Origin of the sequence: Anabaena sp. WFMT (assembly GCF_051781005.1) — a bacterium.
In the GTDB taxonomy this organism is placed as follows: Bacteria; Cyanobacteriota; Cyanobacteriia; order Cyanobacteriales; family Nostocaceae; genus Anabaena.
Genome location: NZ_JBPWOA010000018.1, coordinates 101,331 through 116,860, shown reverse-complemented (window position 1 = coordinate 116,860; position 15,530 = coordinate 101,331). Strand labels below are relative to the sequence as shown.

Annotated in this window: 13 protein-coding genes and 1 pseudogene; 3 read left to right on the top strand and 11 right to left on the bottom strand. The window is 38.9% G+C overall.

The genetic code is table 11. From position 1 onward, the window contains the following. Positions 1 to 46: 46 nt before the first annotated feature. Positions 47 to 571 carry an FKBP-type peptidyl-prolyl cis-trans isomerase gene (locus ACSQ6I_RS11105; protein ID WP_438890402.1) on the bottom strand — a complete coding sequence of 175 codons (525 nt, stop codon included), beginning with the start codon at positions 569 to 571 and terminating at the stop codon, positions 47 to 49. A gap of 82 nt (positions 572 to 653) precedes the next feature. After that, positions 654 to 977: a phasin family protein gene (locus ACSQ6I_RS11100; RefSeq protein ID WP_015215446.1), complete on the bottom strand. Its 324-nt coding sequence runs from the start codon at positions 975 to 977 to the stop codon at positions 654 to 656. A 580-nt stretch (positions 978 to 1,557) separates the two neighbouring features. On the opposite strand from ACSQ6I_RS11100, the gene ACSQ6I_RS11095 reads away from it, so the two are divergent. Then, positions 1,558 to 4,677 (top strand): Calx-beta domain-containing protein, encoded by a 3,120-nt coding sequence (locus ACSQ6I_RS11095; protein ID WP_438890401.1) that lies wholly within the window; start codon positions 1,558 to 1,560, stop codon positions 4,675 to 4,677. 319 nt (positions 4,678 to 4,996) lie between these two features. On the opposite strand, the gene ACSQ6I_RS11090 is transcribed toward ACSQ6I_RS11095, so the two are convergent. The 5 genes from ACSQ6I_RS11090 to leuS form a co-directional block, all read right to left on the bottom strand. Then, positions 4,997 to 5,206, bottom strand: coding sequence for an HNH endonuclease (locus ACSQ6I_RS11090; protein WP_438890400.1), 210 nt, complete (start codon positions 5,204 to 5,206; stop codon positions 4,997 to 4,999). Then, positions 5,203 to 5,565 carry a hypothetical protein gene (locus ACSQ6I_RS11085; RefSeq protein ID WP_438890399.1) on the bottom strand — a complete coding sequence of 121 codons (363 nt, stop codon included), beginning with the start codon at positions 5,563 to 5,565 and terminating at the stop codon, positions 5,203 to 5,205. The genes ACSQ6I_RS11090 and ACSQ6I_RS11085 overlap by 4 nt, the downstream gene beginning before the upstream one ends. Positions 5,566 to 5,701: 136 nt before the next feature. Beyond that, positions 5,702 to 6,988, bottom strand: coding sequence for a Swt1 family HEPN domain-containing protein (locus tag ACSQ6I_RS11080; protein ID WP_438890398.1), 1,287 nt, complete (start codon positions 6,986 to 6,988; stop codon positions 5,702 to 5,704). A 224-nt stretch (positions 6,989 to 7,212) separates the two neighbouring features. Beyond that, a complete protein-coding gene (locus tag ACSQ6I_RS11075; protein WP_438890397.1) occupies positions 7,213 to 7,548 on the bottom strand; it encodes a hypothetical protein in 336 nt (111 codons plus the stop codon). 269 nt (positions 7,549 to 7,817) lie between these two features. Beyond that, entirely contained in the window at positions 7,818 to 10,397 is a 2,580-nt protein-coding gene (gene leuS / locus ACSQ6I_RS11070; protein WP_438890396.1) for a leucine--tRNA ligase, read from the bottom strand. 75 nt (positions 10,398 to 10,472) lie between these two features. Between leuS and ACSQ6I_RS11065 the strand changes: the two are divergent. Next, a pseudogene (locus ACSQ6I_RS11065) lies at positions 10,473 to 10,936 on the top strand (gamma-glutamylcyclotransferase family protein). Here ACSQ6I_RS11065 and ACSQ6I_RS11060 read toward each other — a convergent pair. Further along, complete coding sequence (locus ACSQ6I_RS11060) at positions 10,937 to 11,572, bottom strand: anti-sigma factor family protein (RefSeq protein ID WP_438890395.1); 636 nt, start codon at positions 11,570 to 11,572, stop codon at positions 10,937 to 10,939. Between the two features lie 157 nt (positions 11,573 to 11,729). After that, entirely contained in the window at positions 11,730 to 12,386 is a 657-nt protein-coding gene (locus ACSQ6I_RS11055) for a sigma-70 family RNA polymerase sigma factor (RefSeq protein WP_438890394.1), read from the bottom strand. A 497-nt stretch (positions 12,387 to 12,883) separates the two neighbouring features. Between ACSQ6I_RS11055 and ACSQ6I_RS11050 the strand changes: the two genes are divergently transcribed. Next, positions 12,884 to 13,684, top strand: coding sequence for a L,D-transpeptidase (locus tag ACSQ6I_RS11050; RefSeq protein WP_438890393.1), 801 nt, complete (start codon positions 12,884 to 12,886; stop codon positions 13,682 to 13,684). A gap of 62 nt (positions 13,685 to 13,746) precedes the next feature. Here the strand turns inward: ACSQ6I_RS11050 and ACSQ6I_RS11045 are convergent, their stop codons facing one another. Next, entirely contained in the window at positions 13,747 to 14,283 is a 537-nt protein-coding gene (locus ACSQ6I_RS11045; protein WP_015215431.1) for a late competence development ComFB family protein, read from the bottom strand. 191 nt (positions 14,284 to 14,474) lie between these two features. Beyond that, complete coding sequence (locus tag ACSQ6I_RS11040; protein ID WP_438890392.1) at positions 14,475 to 15,398, bottom strand: M23 family metallopeptidase; 924 nt, start codon at positions 15,396 to 15,398, stop codon at positions 14,475 to 14,477. Between the last annotated feature and the right edge of the window lie 132 nt (positions 15,399 to 15,530).

Sequence of the window (15,530 nt, the reverse complement as noted above, 5' to 3'; positions counted from 1 at the left end):
TAATGGGTAATTGGTAGTTTACTTTCCTATTACCCATTACCAATTTTTATTTGATATCCAACAATTCCACGTCAAAAATCAGAGTGGCATGGGGTGGAATTACATTACCAGCACCACGAGAACCATAACCTAACTCTGAGGGGATGATTAACTTCCGACGATCACCTACTTTCATAGTGCTGAGTCCTTCATCCCAACCTTGAATTACTTGTCCGACTCCAATTTTGAAACTGAAGGGTTGGCCGCGATCGCGTGAACTATCAAATTTAGTCCCATCTTCCAAAGTACCAGTATAGTGAACTACAACCGTTTTTCCCTTTTCAGGAGTTGCGCCACTTCCCTGTGCTAATTCAACGTACTTCAGTCCAGAGGGAGTAGTAACGACTTTCTCATCAGACATAATCTTGCTCGCTATCAGAGTATTGTTTTCTGCAATTACAACAGTGGTTGCTGACGGTGTTTGGGTTAATTTAGCAGCAATAGCAGTATCTTGTTTACCACCAACTTGCGCCAAAACTAAAGCCGCAACACACACGAGCATGAATACCACGCTCAGTAAAATTCCTTTCAAAATCATCCCTCCCTATATAGGTAATTTGGTAATTTGATTATTACCAACAGGACATCACTTAGTTTAAATCAGAATAGACATCTTAACGCCAAAGCTTATTTTCTAAATCACGCACCTGACGCTCTAAACGATCAATTCTTCCTCGCAGTTCATCCACCTCTGACTGACGTGCAACTCCCAAATCCTGCATCATATTTCGCATTTGTCTTTGCATTTGCACTTCCCAGTTACCTTGATCTGATTTTAACTGCTGTACAATGTCGTCCATGACTGCTTTAGCTTGCTCAGGATTGAGCTTACCATCCTTGACGAGTTCATCACTGACTTGCCGTAGTTTATCTGCTACCAAAGAGGTTGTCCCAATACCCAGCATCATCAGCTGTTCTAACCAGTTGTTGCTATCCATAGTCTTTTCCTAATCATTTTATTTTTAACCAGCGAACCTTTTGCGCCTTAACGGACAAGTATTACCATTAGACTATGCGGGAAGCTTAGTGATTTTAGCTTACAGATATATTTTCTTAAACCCTCTTCCCTTATGCCTCTTGCCTTATCCTCAGGATAAATATTCACACTCACCTACTTATCTTAAGCTGATTATTTATCGCTTTTGGTGTAAGTCTCCCCAATTCAAAACCCTTAAACTCATTCTAAAACAAGGTTTTAGGTGACTGCTGGCTACTGACTGCTAATCAAGTTAATTCTTAATTGGTTGATAAACTTTTAATAATTATTAATTAATTAATTTATGAGATTTATATTATCAATATTCTGGAAAGACTGAGAATGTGTTGATTTAGTCAGTCCTTAGATACTAATCCCTGAACTGTATTTTTTCGGGTTTGGTAAGGACTGAGTTTAAAACAAATATATACAACATTGTGCTTGAGGGTGTTATTTAAGACATACAAGCCTACGCAATGGCCTGTTCAGAATATTGTATTAACTGTACTTATTGAAATACCTACTTAGGTAAAAATGTAATCATGATTATTAACGGTACTGCCAATAACGATGAATTATATGCTCAACAGGGTGATGAAGTCTTTGGCTTTGAAGGTGAGGACACCCTATATGCTGAAGGTATTTTGGGCAATAATACACTTAATGGAGGAGAAGATAATGATTTTATTAGTGTAGTAGAGGGTAACAATAACACGCTTAATGGTGGTAATGGCAACGATCGCTTATTTGTAGTAGAAGGAAACAATAACACACTTAATGGTGATGCTGGAGATGATGAGCTTCATATCATAGAAGGCAGCTTTAATACCCTCAAAGGTGGGATTGGAAATGATTTTCTTCAGACATCTAGCCCAACCGGCAACAACACTCTAGAGGGTGGTGAAGGTCATGATATTCTGATTGGGACATTGGCGAGCGATCGCTTATTTGGCGATGCTGGAGATGATTCTCTATACGCCGGTAAACAAGGAACTCAAATGACTGGCGGTGCTGGATTAGACCGCTTTTATTTTGGTAATGGTTCAGTTCCTGATGTACCAGCAGAAGTATTAGATTTTACAACAAGTGTAGATAAAGTTGTCATTGCTGGCATCCCTCAAGTCCAGACTTTTGAAGACATCATCTTAGAGCAGGATGGGAATGACACAATTGTCAAAGCTCTGATCGATGGTTCTGAAAGAGAGTTTGGCATTTTAAGAAATGTCAATAAAGATACTCTCACATCAGATGACTTCGACTTTATAGTTAACGTTTTCTCAATTACTGAAACTTCAGCAGTTGAAGGTAATTCTATTACTTTCACCATCACTCGTACAAATGATATACTGACAGCCCAAAGTGTGACTGTATCTACATCCCTGACTACAGGGGATACAGCCAGCAATAGTGATTTCACTGCTAAAGCTGCAACTCTCTCCTTTGCTCAAGGAGAAACCACCAAAACCTTTACTGTTGACACAATTCAAGATGCCTTATTTGAGGGCGATGAAACTTTCACCGTCACTTTAAGTAATTCTACTAACGGTTCGGTTATTAGTTCTACCAATGCTACAGCCCAGGGAACTATTACCAATGATGATCCAGCCCCTATATTTGCGATCGCATCAGCTTCAGCATTAGAAGGAAATGCGATCTCCTTCACCATCACTCGCACAGGAGATGCCCAAGCTCATCAAAGTGTGACTGTATCGACATCTATAGCCACAGGAGATACAGCCAGCACTTCTGACTTCACCACTAATACTCAAACTCTAACTTTTGCTCAGGGTGAGACTCAGAAAACCTTTACCGTTCAAACCGATGAGGATGAATTGTTTGAGGGTGATGAAACCTTCACTGTCACCTTGAGTAATTCTACCAACGGTGCCGTTATTAGTTCTACCAATGGTACAGCCCAGGGAACTATTACCAATGATGATGCAGTAGCTGTATTTGCGATCGCATCAGCTTCAGCATTAGAAGGAAATGCGATCGCTTTCACCATCACTCGCACAGGAGATGCCCAAGTTTCCCAAAGCGTCACTGTATCCACATCTATAGCCACAGGAGATACAGCCAGTACTTCTGACTTCACCACTAATACTCAAACTCTAACTTTTGCTCAGGGTGAGACTCAGAAAACCTTTACCGTTCAAAGCAATGAGGATGAATTGTTTGAGGGTGATGAAACTTTCACTGTCACCTTGAGTAATTCTACTAACGGTTCCGTTATTAGTTCTACCAATGGTACAGCCCAAGGAACTATTACCAATGATGATGCAGTAGCTGTATTTGCGATCGCATCAGCTTCAGCATTAGAAGGAAATGCGATCGCTTTCACCATCACTCGCACAGGAGATGCCCAGGCTTCCCAAAACATAACTGTATCCACATCTATAGGCACAGGAGATACAGGCAGTACTAGTGATTTCACCGCTAAAACTGAAACTCTCACCTTTGCTGTTGGTGAAACTCAGAAAACCTTCACAGTAGCAACCACTGAAGATTTCCGAGTGGAAGAAAATGAAACGTTCACCGTGAACTTAAGTAATGCTACAAACAGTGCAACTATTAGTTCTACAAATGGTACAGCCGAAGGAACTATAAATGATGACGATATTTCCCTAGCCGTTATCACTAACAACAGCATCTTTAACATCAAAGGAACTGGTAATACAGTCAGACTCAAAGCCACTCTCATAGAACGCAATTCTAGTTTTGTTAATGAACTAGGTGTATTTATTGTTGACGATGCAGATGGTAGAATTAACGGTCTTGCACCAGGACAACAAGGTTACAACGAAGCAGCTTTAGAAAGAGCTAAAACCCAAGGTAAAAGTATTTTCTCTGCTATTACCAATATTCCCAATGGGTTTAATACCGTTGATTTAACACGCCTACTAGAATTTGATTCTGGTAATTACTTGAAATTCTTTTTAGTAAAAGACGGTACAATCGACTCCTTCAGAGCCGGAATCACTCAAACCACCAACATTTTATTTGCTGATTCCTCAACCCAAATCATTACACAAGAAGAAGACAGTTTCACTATTTCCTGGAAAGAAAGCACCACTATTACAGAATTCAACTCTCTAAAAGTTAAGATTGAATCTACTGATGACTCCTTAACTCTAGGTACAGCACTACAAGGGGAAAACCAAGCAGAACTAATTGATTTAACAGATATAACAGGTCTGGTAAAAGCAGATTTTTCTGTCTTTCGGGAAGCCGCATACAATAACGAAGTTTACTTTTATGAAATAGATAATGCTCAAGGAGAAATTAGCGGATTACAAGCAACTTCAGCTAATAGAGCAAATTACCTACAAGCAGCAATCAACAATCTGATTAAAGATGCAGAGACTGGTGAAACAATCAAATTCGCTGTTTCTAACCAAGGTCAATTTACAGACAGCGCCATGATTGCAGGTGGTTCAATACTAGCCCCCATGATCATTATCAATGGCACCCTATCCCAGCTAACTGATAACAACACCAGTAATGATCCTCAAGTTTACTTCCCCTATTTAGGAGTAAATTCCGATGGAGTAGACCACATTCGCTTGTTAGCAGATAACACCTTTGGTTTTGAAGATCTACCAAATGGAGGCGATTTTGATTACAATGATCTGATTATCAAGTTTGATTTCAACATCGTTTAGTAAGAATTTAATGAAGCAGCACTAATTTATCATTACTCATAAATTAGTGCTACTAAACTAGTATGACATTGCCATATACAGCAGGTTGAAGAACTACTCACTCACTTATAGTTTGTAGGTTGGGTTGACGACAGGAAACCCAACATCAACCAATCATAATAAATGCGTTGGGTTGCATTTCATTTAACCCAACCTACATAATTGTTTATTCTTATATTAATTCGTATAAACTCTTAAAGAAAAAAGGAATATGATTTTCAACAATACAATCTGTTTTGAATAAAACTTACCAATTTCTAAAGATAATTGTTCTCTAAATTTATTTTTGATGCCAGTTAGTGATTAAGAATAAAGTCAGAAACGCTAAACGACAAGCAAGGGCTAAATTAATTTCAACATTAACACCTCCACGAGAAGTAGGAAATATATGTTCAACTTCAAACGGAAAATTAAATACTAATTCAGGTGCATGACAATATTCACAGCGATGAAAGGCGCGATCTGCTACCAGATGATAAAATGGATTCATTGACTCAACTGTTGTGCTAAAGACGCAGTTCTGGCTGTAGCAGCATTGAGTTCAGCATTAACAATATTATCTAATTCAATTTGTATTTCTGAGGGAAGTGTTTGTCCTTGATCTCGTGCTGTTCTCCACATACTCATTAGTTCGGATAAACGTTGTTTTTGCTCATTAGTGAAAAATTGATCAGCATGAAAATTATCAATAATTAATAATGCCCGAAATTCAACCTCACCTAACTGTGTAGTCAAAGCATCTAAAGCTTGATCGGCAGTTTTACCAACAGACTGTTTATCTCCAGCAATAGCGCGATAAGACTTTTCTCCACTGGCATTTGATGTAGGTACAATAGCAACTGTAGTCATAATGCTAATTAAGGATATCTGTTATTTATCAATTAAACTATTAAGTAGGTTGGGTTGATGCAAGGAAACCCAACATTAATCAACAATAATACATAAGTTGGGTTGCATTTTATTTAACCCAACCTACAAACTAATGTTATTCTATTAACCTAATTGCAGTTGTGTTATTTTCACTGAAAGGATTGGGAACTGGATAAAATTCGATTTTTCCTTTATCTGCTAAAAGGTTAATTAGAGCCTGAGATGACTTAAATGAATATCCTTTTTGTTCCAAATAATTAATAAAAGACTTTAAACCAATGAACTCACTATATTTTGGTAATTTTGAACATTCTTTAATTTCGTTAATTAATTGGTCTTCGCTCAATGCAGAGTATGTTTTTTTCTTAACAATATTTTGAGGAATTATTAATTTTTCATCACCTTCTTCTACATCTTCACTAATTCTTACCTCTTGCTGTTCTGATTGTTCCTCTTCTTGTTCTTCTTGCTCAATTTCATTCCTGGCTTTAATCAAAGCTTCTTTATCTGCTATACTCAAAGTTAAAGCATCAATGGTACTTTCCGCATTATTGATTATTGTCATCAATTCATCACAAAGTTCCTTTGCTAAGTGAGAATCCTCCTTTACAAAATAATTATTATGAGCAACCTTGTTTCTAATAAATGTCAATTTCTCCCACTTCTTTTGAAAATCATTTTGTTCAAATGTATCTTTGAAATATTTTGCATAGTTTCCTTCTACAACTTCTTGTTTTAAACTTTCTAAATCTACTGCTGATTTAATTTTAGAAATTACATCTTCGATTTTTGTAAATATTGATGATTGGCTATAAATAATCTTACCTAATTGATCGAACTGTAATAAAGTAACATTAGCAATTATTTTTGATGTGCTAGTAAAAACAGTTTCATTTGTTCTTTTAGTTTTTGCTTTCTCTATATTGTCTTTAGAAACTACAATTGGCCACCAATCAGTACCAATTTTTGTGATAAAAAATTTTACAATATATTTTCTCAGTAATGTTTCAATCTTATTTATTAAAGGATATATATTAATAGCAATTTGATTAGAAACATCATCTATCAATATTTGTCTATAATTAAACCCTGAATTTTTGAGTTCATCAATAAGTTTAATCCTGAAAGGTTCAAGATGATCAAAATCACCTTCAACAATAATATAGTAAGCAGATGAAGAACGATCTCCTGTAACCATTTTACTCATATCAAAAGGCTGAATAGATAATTTTATATTTTGAGCATTATCGGAGAGTTCAAGAGAATCTTCGCAAATCACTGGTTCACTCTTCCATAAATTTTCAGTGATTAATAAATCCCACAGAAGATATTTGGGCTTAGTGTATTTGACTTTTTTTTGTTGGTCTTGGTTAATGCAAAGTAATTCAAATTTGAGTGGCATATTCCTAATTTTTGTTATAAAGAAAAATTTGATCAGCAATATATTATGAATGTAGCATAAGTTATTTTACCGAATATTTTCTTAATTATTAATTTTCACTTTGCTCTAACATACCTCCTAAAATATAAGGCTGGGTTGACGCAGCGAAACTCAACATCAACCAACAAATAATATATAAGTTGGGTTGTATTTTATTTAACCAAACCTACAAATTACAAACTGATTTAGACCAGTCCCTGATTGATAGCTGTTTTAGCCTTTATTCCATAATGTAAGGCTATGTCTACTGTAGTATCAAGTTCATCAGCAATGGCTTTTACGACCTCAGATGGTAATGAATCTTGATCAGCATACGGTCCAACTATTAATTGAATCGCAAGAGACGGTTTATAATAACCCTTTAGAATATAGGTTTTAGCCCATTCCTGAGACATTAAATCTGCAAACTCTTCTGGCGTAATTGGTTTTGGAATATCTCCAAGTGACGCTTTTAACTCTTGCTCTATCTGTTTGGCAAAGTTCGCTGACTCTTCATTGTTATATCTATCTGTATAAATCATTGAACGGGATTTAAGTGTTGGACACTTTAATTCAACACTTAGCCTTATAACACCTGAAGCTGTCCTAGATTCGAGTACATATCCTCAGGTATTGAATTTTTCTGGAGGAACTGCGGTTGGTAGGTACATTAATTAATACAGTAGTCTAACTTTACAGGCACATTGTACCATAAAGCATTTTAACAGTCTAAAAATAATTGGTGGGTTACACAATCGCTAACCCACCCTACACACTCTCTGCACCTCTGCGTCTTTGCGCGAAACAAAACCTAACCCAAAACGAAATTCACCAACTTACCAGGAACAACAATCACTTTCTTGATTTCCTTCCCTTCAATATAACGCTGTGCAACTTCCGACTCACGGGCATATTTTTCCAACCCAGTCTTATCTAACTGCGAAGGAACTTGAATAGAACCGCGAGTTTTACCCATAATTTGAATCACCAAAGTAATTTCATCAGCTATCAAAGCCGCAGGATCAAAACTTGGCCAAGTTTGGGTATGCACAGAATTTTTATTCCCCAACAAATGCCATAATTCATCACCAATATGCGGTGCAAAAGGCGCTAACATAATCACCAAAGTTAGAATCCCTTCTGCGTAAATTGGGGAATTATTACAATTAGCATCAGTCAACGCATTACTTAACTTCATCAATTCCGAAATTGCGGTATTGAATTGATATTCATCTTCCACATCTTCCGTAATTGCTTGAATTGCAATATGAATTGCCCGCCGCAAATCTTTTTCGATTTTACTTAATTTATCAAGTTCGGCTTTTTGCTTACAAACTCCCGCAGCAGCATAATCAGTAACCAACCGCCAAACCCGATTTAAAAAGCGGAATTGTCCCTCAACATCAGCTTCATCCCATTCCAAATCTTTTTCAGGAGGTGCTTTAAATAAAATGAACATCCGCGCCGTATCAATGCCATATTTATTAATCACATCTTCCGGTGCAACACCATTTCCTTTAGATTTGGACATGGTAGCATAGAGACGTTGTAAAGGCTCTCCTGTTTGCGGATCTACAGGATTATTAGCATCAACTAAATGAGAAGGAATCCATTTATCCTTACCACCTTTATTCGGGTTCATGTAAGTTAAACCCTGTACCATTCCCTGAGTTAATAGGCGTTGAAATGGTTCATCAAAGTTAAATAAACCTCTATCTCTTAATACCTTAGTGAAGAAACGCGAATACAACAAATGTAAAATTGCGTGTTCAATTCCCCCCACATATTGATCTACAGGCATCCAATCATTTACTTTATTGGAATCAAAAATCTTTTCTTCATTCTTCGCATCTGGATAACGTAAGAAATACCAAGAAGAATCAATAAAAGTATCCATTGTGTCGGTTTCCCGTTTTGCAGGAGTACCGCAAGTTGGACAAGGCACATTTACCCAACTTTCTAATTGTGCTAAAGGTGAACCACCACGGCCACTTAATTCAATATCTTCTGGTAATTGTACAGGTAAATCTTTATCAGGTACTGGCACAATCCCACAATTAGGACAGTGAATAACAGGAATAGGTGCGCCCCAATAACGTTGTCGAGAAATCAACCAATCTCTGAGGCGATATTGTATCCTTAATTTACCAAAATTTTGTTTTTCTGCAAATTCGATAATTGCTTTTTTAGCATCTACAGAATTCATGCCATTGAAGTCACCGGAATTAACTAAAATTCCCGCTTCTGTATAAGCTGTTTTTAAAGTTTCTTCTGCACCAACTTCCGGGACAATTACAACTTTGATAGCTAAATTCTGTTCTTTTGCAAATTTGAAATCTCGCACATCATGGGCAGGTACACCCATCACCGCACCTGTACCATATTCATAGAGAACATAATCAGCTATCCAAATGGGTACTTCTTCCCCAGTGAAGGGATTAATAACTTTCCCTCCTGTAGGAATACCGCGTTTTGGTTTATCTTCCGCAGTCCGTTCTAACTCGCTTTGGTTGGAAACTTCCTTAATAAAGGCTTCTACTGCTGCTTTTTGTTCTGACGTGGTGACAACTTGAGTTAAGGGATGTTCTGGGGCTAATACAACGTAGCTAACACCATAAACGGTATCAGGACGAGTGGTGTAAACGCCGATTTTTTCCTCTGAACCAACAATGGGAAATTCTAAATATGCACCTGTGGATTTGCCTATCCAGTTGGCCTGCATTAATTTAACTCGTTCTGGCCAACCTGTGAGTTTATCCAGGTCATTTAATAATTCTTCGGCGTAGTCAGTAATCTTAAAAAACCATTGACGCAATAATTTACGTTCTACTATTGCACCACTGCGCCAAGAACGTCCTTCGTTATCAACTTGTTCATTGGCTAATACGGTTTGGTCAATGGGGTCCCAGTTAACTGCTGCTTCTCTTTGATAAGCTAAACCAGCTTGTAAAAATTGCAGAAAAATCCACTGTGTCCATTTGTAATAATCTGGGGAACAGGTAGCAACTTCACATTCCCAATCTAAGGATAAACCCAGACGCTGTAATTGTTGCCGCATCTGGTCGATATTTTGATATGTCCATTTGGCAGGAGGTACGCCTCTATCAATAGCTGCGTTTTCTGCTGGTAATCCAAAAGCATCCCAACCCATTGGGTGCAGTACCCGATACCCTTGCATTCGCTTGAGGCGGGCAATTACATCTGTAATTGTATAGTTACGGACGTGACCCATGTGTAGACTACCGGATGGGTAAGGGAACATGGATAAAGCATAGAACTTTGGCTTGTTTTGATCTTGAGGTGTTTTATCTAAGCCAAGTTCTGACCATATTTGTTGCCATTTTTCCTCAATTGCGGCTGGGTTGTATGATGTTTTGGGGCGGGACTCCACTAAAATTTCTCCTAATTGGATTTGTATTCCATATTGTAGATGCTAGGCATAGACATCAGATGGTTAAAAACAGTAATGGCTAAATTAAATATAGATTTTTCTGTAAATTTTTCTGGAGGAGTGCGGGTTTTTGTGTACGGTACTCTCAAGCTGGGTGAAGCTAATTATCAAAAATACTGTGCTGGTAAAGTAGTAGAAGTCTAAAGAGCGATGCCTACGGCGAGTGCAGCTATCGCATCAGGTAAATTATTTACTTTGCCAATGGGTTATCTAGCGATGACTTTAGGAGATGGTAAAGTTTACGGTTATTTACTCTGTCTTGCCGATTCTGAGATTTTAATGGCACTGGATGATTTAGAAGATTACCAGTCCACAAGACCAATGTCAGAAAATCTCTATAATCGTCAATCTATAGAGATTTTTGAGCAAAACGGCTTTTCTTTAGGTTGGGCTTGGGTCTATTTGATGACACTAGAGAAAATTTGCCAGCTAGGCGGTATCCGCAACTTGATGGCAATTGGAGTCTGAAAGCCACTTGATTAGTTGATGTCTAATTCTGTGTCTTTTACCGGAGTCTGGGACTGATTAATTAGCTTTTTTGGGGAAGCTATTGCTGTTTTGGGAATTTCAATGACTGGGTTGTTTAAGGCTACCATCAGCGGTGAAGTAGGAACTGCTGGCTGTGTAGTTGCAGCTATTGGTTGTATTTGCTGTTGTGCCAGTTGCATTTTTGAGCCACTACCTGGAATTAACCCAGATATCGTCCCTATAACACAAGCAGCTGCGGCTGCACTACCTACCATCCAAATTAACTGAGAACGGCAGCGTAGGCGTTTCCAGACTTGCTGGAATGTTTCCTCTGCTGAATTTTGCTCTTCTGGCAATGGTATGGTCTTTAAGCCTTGTCTCAGTTTTAATAGTCGCTGATACAAGCATTTAACTGAGTTATCATTTGCCAGCCATTCTTCTACTTGCCTACGTTCAACTGCTGTAACTTCGCCATCAAGGTAAGCACTCAATAACTCGAAGCGGTCAGCTTCGCTGTGCCGTAGGCTATCTCTCTTCTGTATATCCATAGCACCCGTTGATTCATTGGTATGATTAGCCATTCCATCTGAGACATCCGAAGGAAGTTGTGAGTGGGAACGGTCGTAAAATTGAGAATCAGTATTCATTTTAACGTTTTTACCAATTCATACACGGGAAAACACAGCGAATAAATTTGGGAATTTAAGCAATTTTGCTCCTAAATGACAGAAAAAATGTGTATTTTTCTGAGATTCTTAATATTTCTTAAATTCTGCCTTTGAACTGAGGAAAGATATTGTAATTTTAGTTATCTAGATAAATTTGCAACTGGGTTTGCAATCTGGATCTAGCTCTAGCTATTCTCGACTTTACAGTTCCTAAGGAAACTCCGGTGATTTCGGCAATTTCTTCATATGCCATCCCTTCAATTTCTCTTAAGACAATAGTAGTACGGAACACCTCTGGCAAATCAGCGATCGCTTCTCGCAGTTGTTCGTAAAATTCTCTAGTTGTCAGTTCTTCCTCAGGGCCGGGTGTATCGCCAGCAATTTCCCAATCCATCTCACCGTCTTCTACCGAGCGGGGAGCATCTAGTGATAGGGGACTAACAAATCGCTTACGTTTACGCAACTCGTCATAAAACAAGTTGGTGGCAATCCGGCTTAACCAGCCTCGAAATTTGGCAGGTTCTTGTAATCGGTTAATATTCCGATACACACGAATCCAAACTTCTTGAGCTAAATCGGCTCTGTCAGACCAATCAGGAGCTAGATGGTATAACACCCTATCGACCTGAGTCTGATAGCGTCGTAACAGTTCTCCAAAGGCAGCGCGCTCTGGACGCAATCCTGCTTGACAGCGCAAAATGAGATCGTGATTTGAGAGTTTGTCAACTTGCACCGATGCTTCCGAATAAGTTGCATCAACAGTTGACCAGGATACAGTAATCGATTGACTCATAGATCGTACTGGCGTTAATTCATCCCCTTCTATTAGACTTGATCATTTGTCAGAAGTTCCTGAGGTAGGTGACGGATTTATGACCGGAACACGGAAATATAAGAAAAGATACCCTTTCTTGTAGAAGCCAACCTTATTATTTATGGAGGCAAACAGTCTTGCAGGAGGCAAAGAGACAGATTTCTTGTTTCATCAGCTTTTGCGGCTTTTAAAACTGAGTAGTTATTTCTGTCACCTTGCACTAGGGAGAGTCGCTAGAAGAAAAAAAAGGCTGGTTTCAAATTCTTTTGAGAATTAGCCATAATAGGGAAAATTGTGTTCAGATTTACAAATGACCACTAGGGCTTGACAAAAGTCAGTATTTACAAATCATGGAAGTATTGGCAAATGCATGAGAAAAATGAAAATTTTTGATAAGTTTTTTGCTAGTTGGCTGTTCACAACAGGCAATTAGTCATTCACGGTCAGCCAGGTATGTCAGGGATCAACAATAAGCGATGGCAATGGCAAGAAATGAATCTGTAGCGCGGATGGTGATGTTCCTCTGTTTTGGCACAGCAATCTTATCTTTGGCTGTCCATTGGCACATTATGAAAACGACAGGACAGTTAAATCAGTCTGCATCCACTACATTAAGGCAAAATTCTACCCCCCGCACCGACTCTAATAAAAATCGTTCTGAAGGCATTGGCATTGGGGAACCTGCTTTAGCTGAATCTGTAGCCCCTGCAAAGCCAAAGGCTAAATTGGGAAAAGGAAACAAAGATGTAGCTAATACTGCGGATACACCCAAAAAGACAAAGTTGGTAGTTCCAGTAAAAGGAGAAAATCAGAAAACAAATAACAGTCCCAAAGGCTTTTTCTTTCCGGGTGTGGCTCAAGCCAAATCTGTTCAAGGACTAGGATCTAGTCAGACACAAGTGGTAGTTAATTTAAGCGATCGCCGTGTCTATGTTTATCGCTATGATCAAGTAATAGCTAGTTACCCTATTGCTGTAGGTAAAAAAGGCTGGGAAACGCCCACAGGTGATTTTCAAGTCATGCACATGGAACACCATCCAATTTGGCGGCATCCCATTACTGGCAAAGTATTTGAACCAGGTACTGATAGTCCTTTGGGAGACAGATGGATTGGTTTTTGGTCAGATGGACGCAACGAAATTGGCTTTCATGGCACACCTAACACCGACTTAGTAGGAGCAGCAGTGTCTCATGGTTGCTTAAGAATGCGTAATTCTGATGTCAAAATGTTATATAGCCAGGTAAATCTAGGCACACCAGTATTGGTGCGTAACTGAAACGGCAACAGAGCAAAGTCATTAGTTTTTCTTCAAGAACTAATGACCAATGCCCAATGATGTTATTTTTGCTCAAAATTAGGCGCGTAAACTTGGAGTAAGGTACTGACTTGATGCAAAACTTCGTTTCCAGTGCTTTTGCTCAGGGCTTGACGTTCTGGAAAGAAATTTGGTTGATCTAAGTAACGATCTATTGCTTCCCCTACTTGCTGAGAAATAAATTCATAAAGTTCTGTCTTAGCGCGTTTACGCTGATACTTTGCACCTTCTTCTGTCGTCGCATACAGGGGTGGAAGACGGTTGAGGGCGTAAGCTGTGATATCCCCCACATCCAGAGAACTTTCACAACTGGCTTCAATTTCTGCTACTTTAGCGATCACCTCAGTCAGTACCAATTCTTCCATGACGTTAATAAATTGTTTGCGAGGTACTGCTACTACTTCACCAGTCAACAATGACCCCATGAGTCGATCCAGCGCCATGTACTCTTCAATTGAAAGATCCGAGGCGTTGTCACAAATTCGCCCTACTTCGGCTTCCATTGCTGGTGTTAGATAACCATCGAGCAGAGCTTGTTCTACAATTTTTTCAATACTCATAATTATCAATTATCACGATTAAATTTAAGCGATATAGCGATTCTTGGTTGAGTGAGATACAAGAACCCCACCCCCAAACCCCTCCCCGCTGTTTCGTAGAGGGGAATATGATGTATTTCATTCAAGTGCATACCACTATATTCATAATTCATAATTATGATTTTAATTACGAATTATGAATTACGAATTATCTAGTCAACCACCTTAGTTTTCCAGGATTGTGGATCAATGGATTGTCCATTAACGTATAAACCCCAGTGTAAGTGAGGCCCTGTCGAAGCACCTGTTGAACCTACACCACCAATAAGTTGTCCAGCTTTTACTAAATCACCTTCTTTGACATTAATGCGACTTAGGTGCATAAAAACGCTGGTTACTCCTTGACCGTGGTCAATGCCAACTATGTTACCATGAACTCGGAAACCTGCGGATACTGTACCTACTAAAGCAACCCGTCCAGCAGCAGGAGCAATTACAGCGGAACCAGATGCACCAGCGTAGTCTAAGCCACGATGGTAGTAATCATTTGCAAATTTACCATTATAGTAGCGACGTACACCATAAATTGTCGTCATCCTGCCTTTATTTGGTCTTAGGAAAACACCATTCCAGTATTTTTGAGGTGTTTGCAGGGCTTTGAAAGCGGCAACACGGTTGAGTTCAAGTTCTGTGGCTTGGACTCCAGCTTTTCCAGGGGGTAAGGTGATGCGTTGGATGGGGAATTTGCGATCGCCTACGTACACGGCTAAGTTCCTTTGTCGCTGACCTTCTCCCGCTATTGTGACTGTTCTAACTCCAGATTTTTCCAGTGGAGTGGTAGGAATGAAAGAACGGTACTTATTTGGAGAAATTTCAAAGGCTGGATATGTTTTCTCTCCCACTGTTACGGTAGGAATACCAGGCCTGTCTTGACTCTCTAAGTCAATTACTACCGATAAAGTATCTCCCAGTCGTGGTTTGTTAGGGATGATCTGTACTTCTAAAGCTTGTGCGGGTAAGGCTAAAGCCATAGGGACAGCCGCAACTATTCCCATTAAAATTTTATTGGCACGGTTAATGATGCTAACACTCTGCAACCAATTCTGCGGATTGATACGGTGAGTTTTGGTAGTCATAGAGTTATAAAAAATCTGTTGCTGCTGTTTTTCAACAGACTAACGTATTACCGCTAGTATTTCCGCAGCTTGATCAAAAAAAACTGCACATTGACAAATGGGGAAACATTTGCGAACTTTTTCGTCTCTAAA

What these genes read in the sequence shown, in the direction of transcription:
- ACSQ6I_RS11100 (WP_015215446.1), bottom strand. Translation starts at nt 977, where the DNA reads ATGGATAGCAACAACTGGTTAGAACAGCTGATGATGCTGGGTATTGGG.
- ACSQ6I_RS11095 (WP_438890401.1), top strand. Translation starts at nt 1,558, where the DNA reads ATGATTATTAACGGTACTGCCAATAACGATGAATTATATGCTCAACAG.
- ACSQ6I_RS11090 (WP_438890400.1), bottom strand. Translation starts at nt 5,206, where the DNA reads ATGAATCCATTTTATCATCTGGTAGCAGATCGCGCCTTTCATCGCTGT.
- ACSQ6I_RS11085 (WP_438890399.1), bottom strand. Translation starts at nt 5,565, where the DNA reads ATGACTACAGTTGCTATTGTACCTACATCAAATGCCAGTGGAGAAAAG.
- ACSQ6I_RS11080 (WP_438890398.1), bottom strand. Translation starts at nt 6,988, where the DNA reads ATGCCACTCAAATTTGAATTACTTTGCATTAACCAAGACCAACAAAAA.
- ACSQ6I_RS11075 (WP_438890397.1), bottom strand. Translation starts at nt 7,548, where the DNA reads ATGATTTATACAGATAGATATAACAATGAAGAGTCAGCGAACTTTGCC.
- ACSQ6I_RS11060 (WP_438890395.1), bottom strand. Translation starts at nt 11,572, where the DNA reads ATGAATACTGATTCTCAATTTTACGACCGTTCCCACTCACAACTTCCT.
- ACSQ6I_RS11055 (WP_438890394.1), bottom strand. Translation starts at nt 12,386, where the DNA reads ATGAGTCAATCGATTACTGTATCCTGGTCAACTGTTGATGCAACTTAT.
- ACSQ6I_RS11050 (WP_438890393.1), top strand. Translation starts at nt 12,884, where the DNA reads ATGGCAATGGCAAGAAATGAATCTGTAGCGCGGATGGTGATGTTCCTC.
- ACSQ6I_RS11045 (WP_015215431.1), bottom strand. Translation starts at nt 14,283, where the DNA reads ATGAGTATTGAAAAAATTGTAGAACAAGCTCTGCTCGATGGTTATCTA.
- ACSQ6I_RS11040 (WP_438890392.1), bottom strand. Translation starts at nt 15,398, where the DNA reads ATGACTACCAAAACTCACCGTATCAATCCGCAGAATTGGTTGCAGAGT.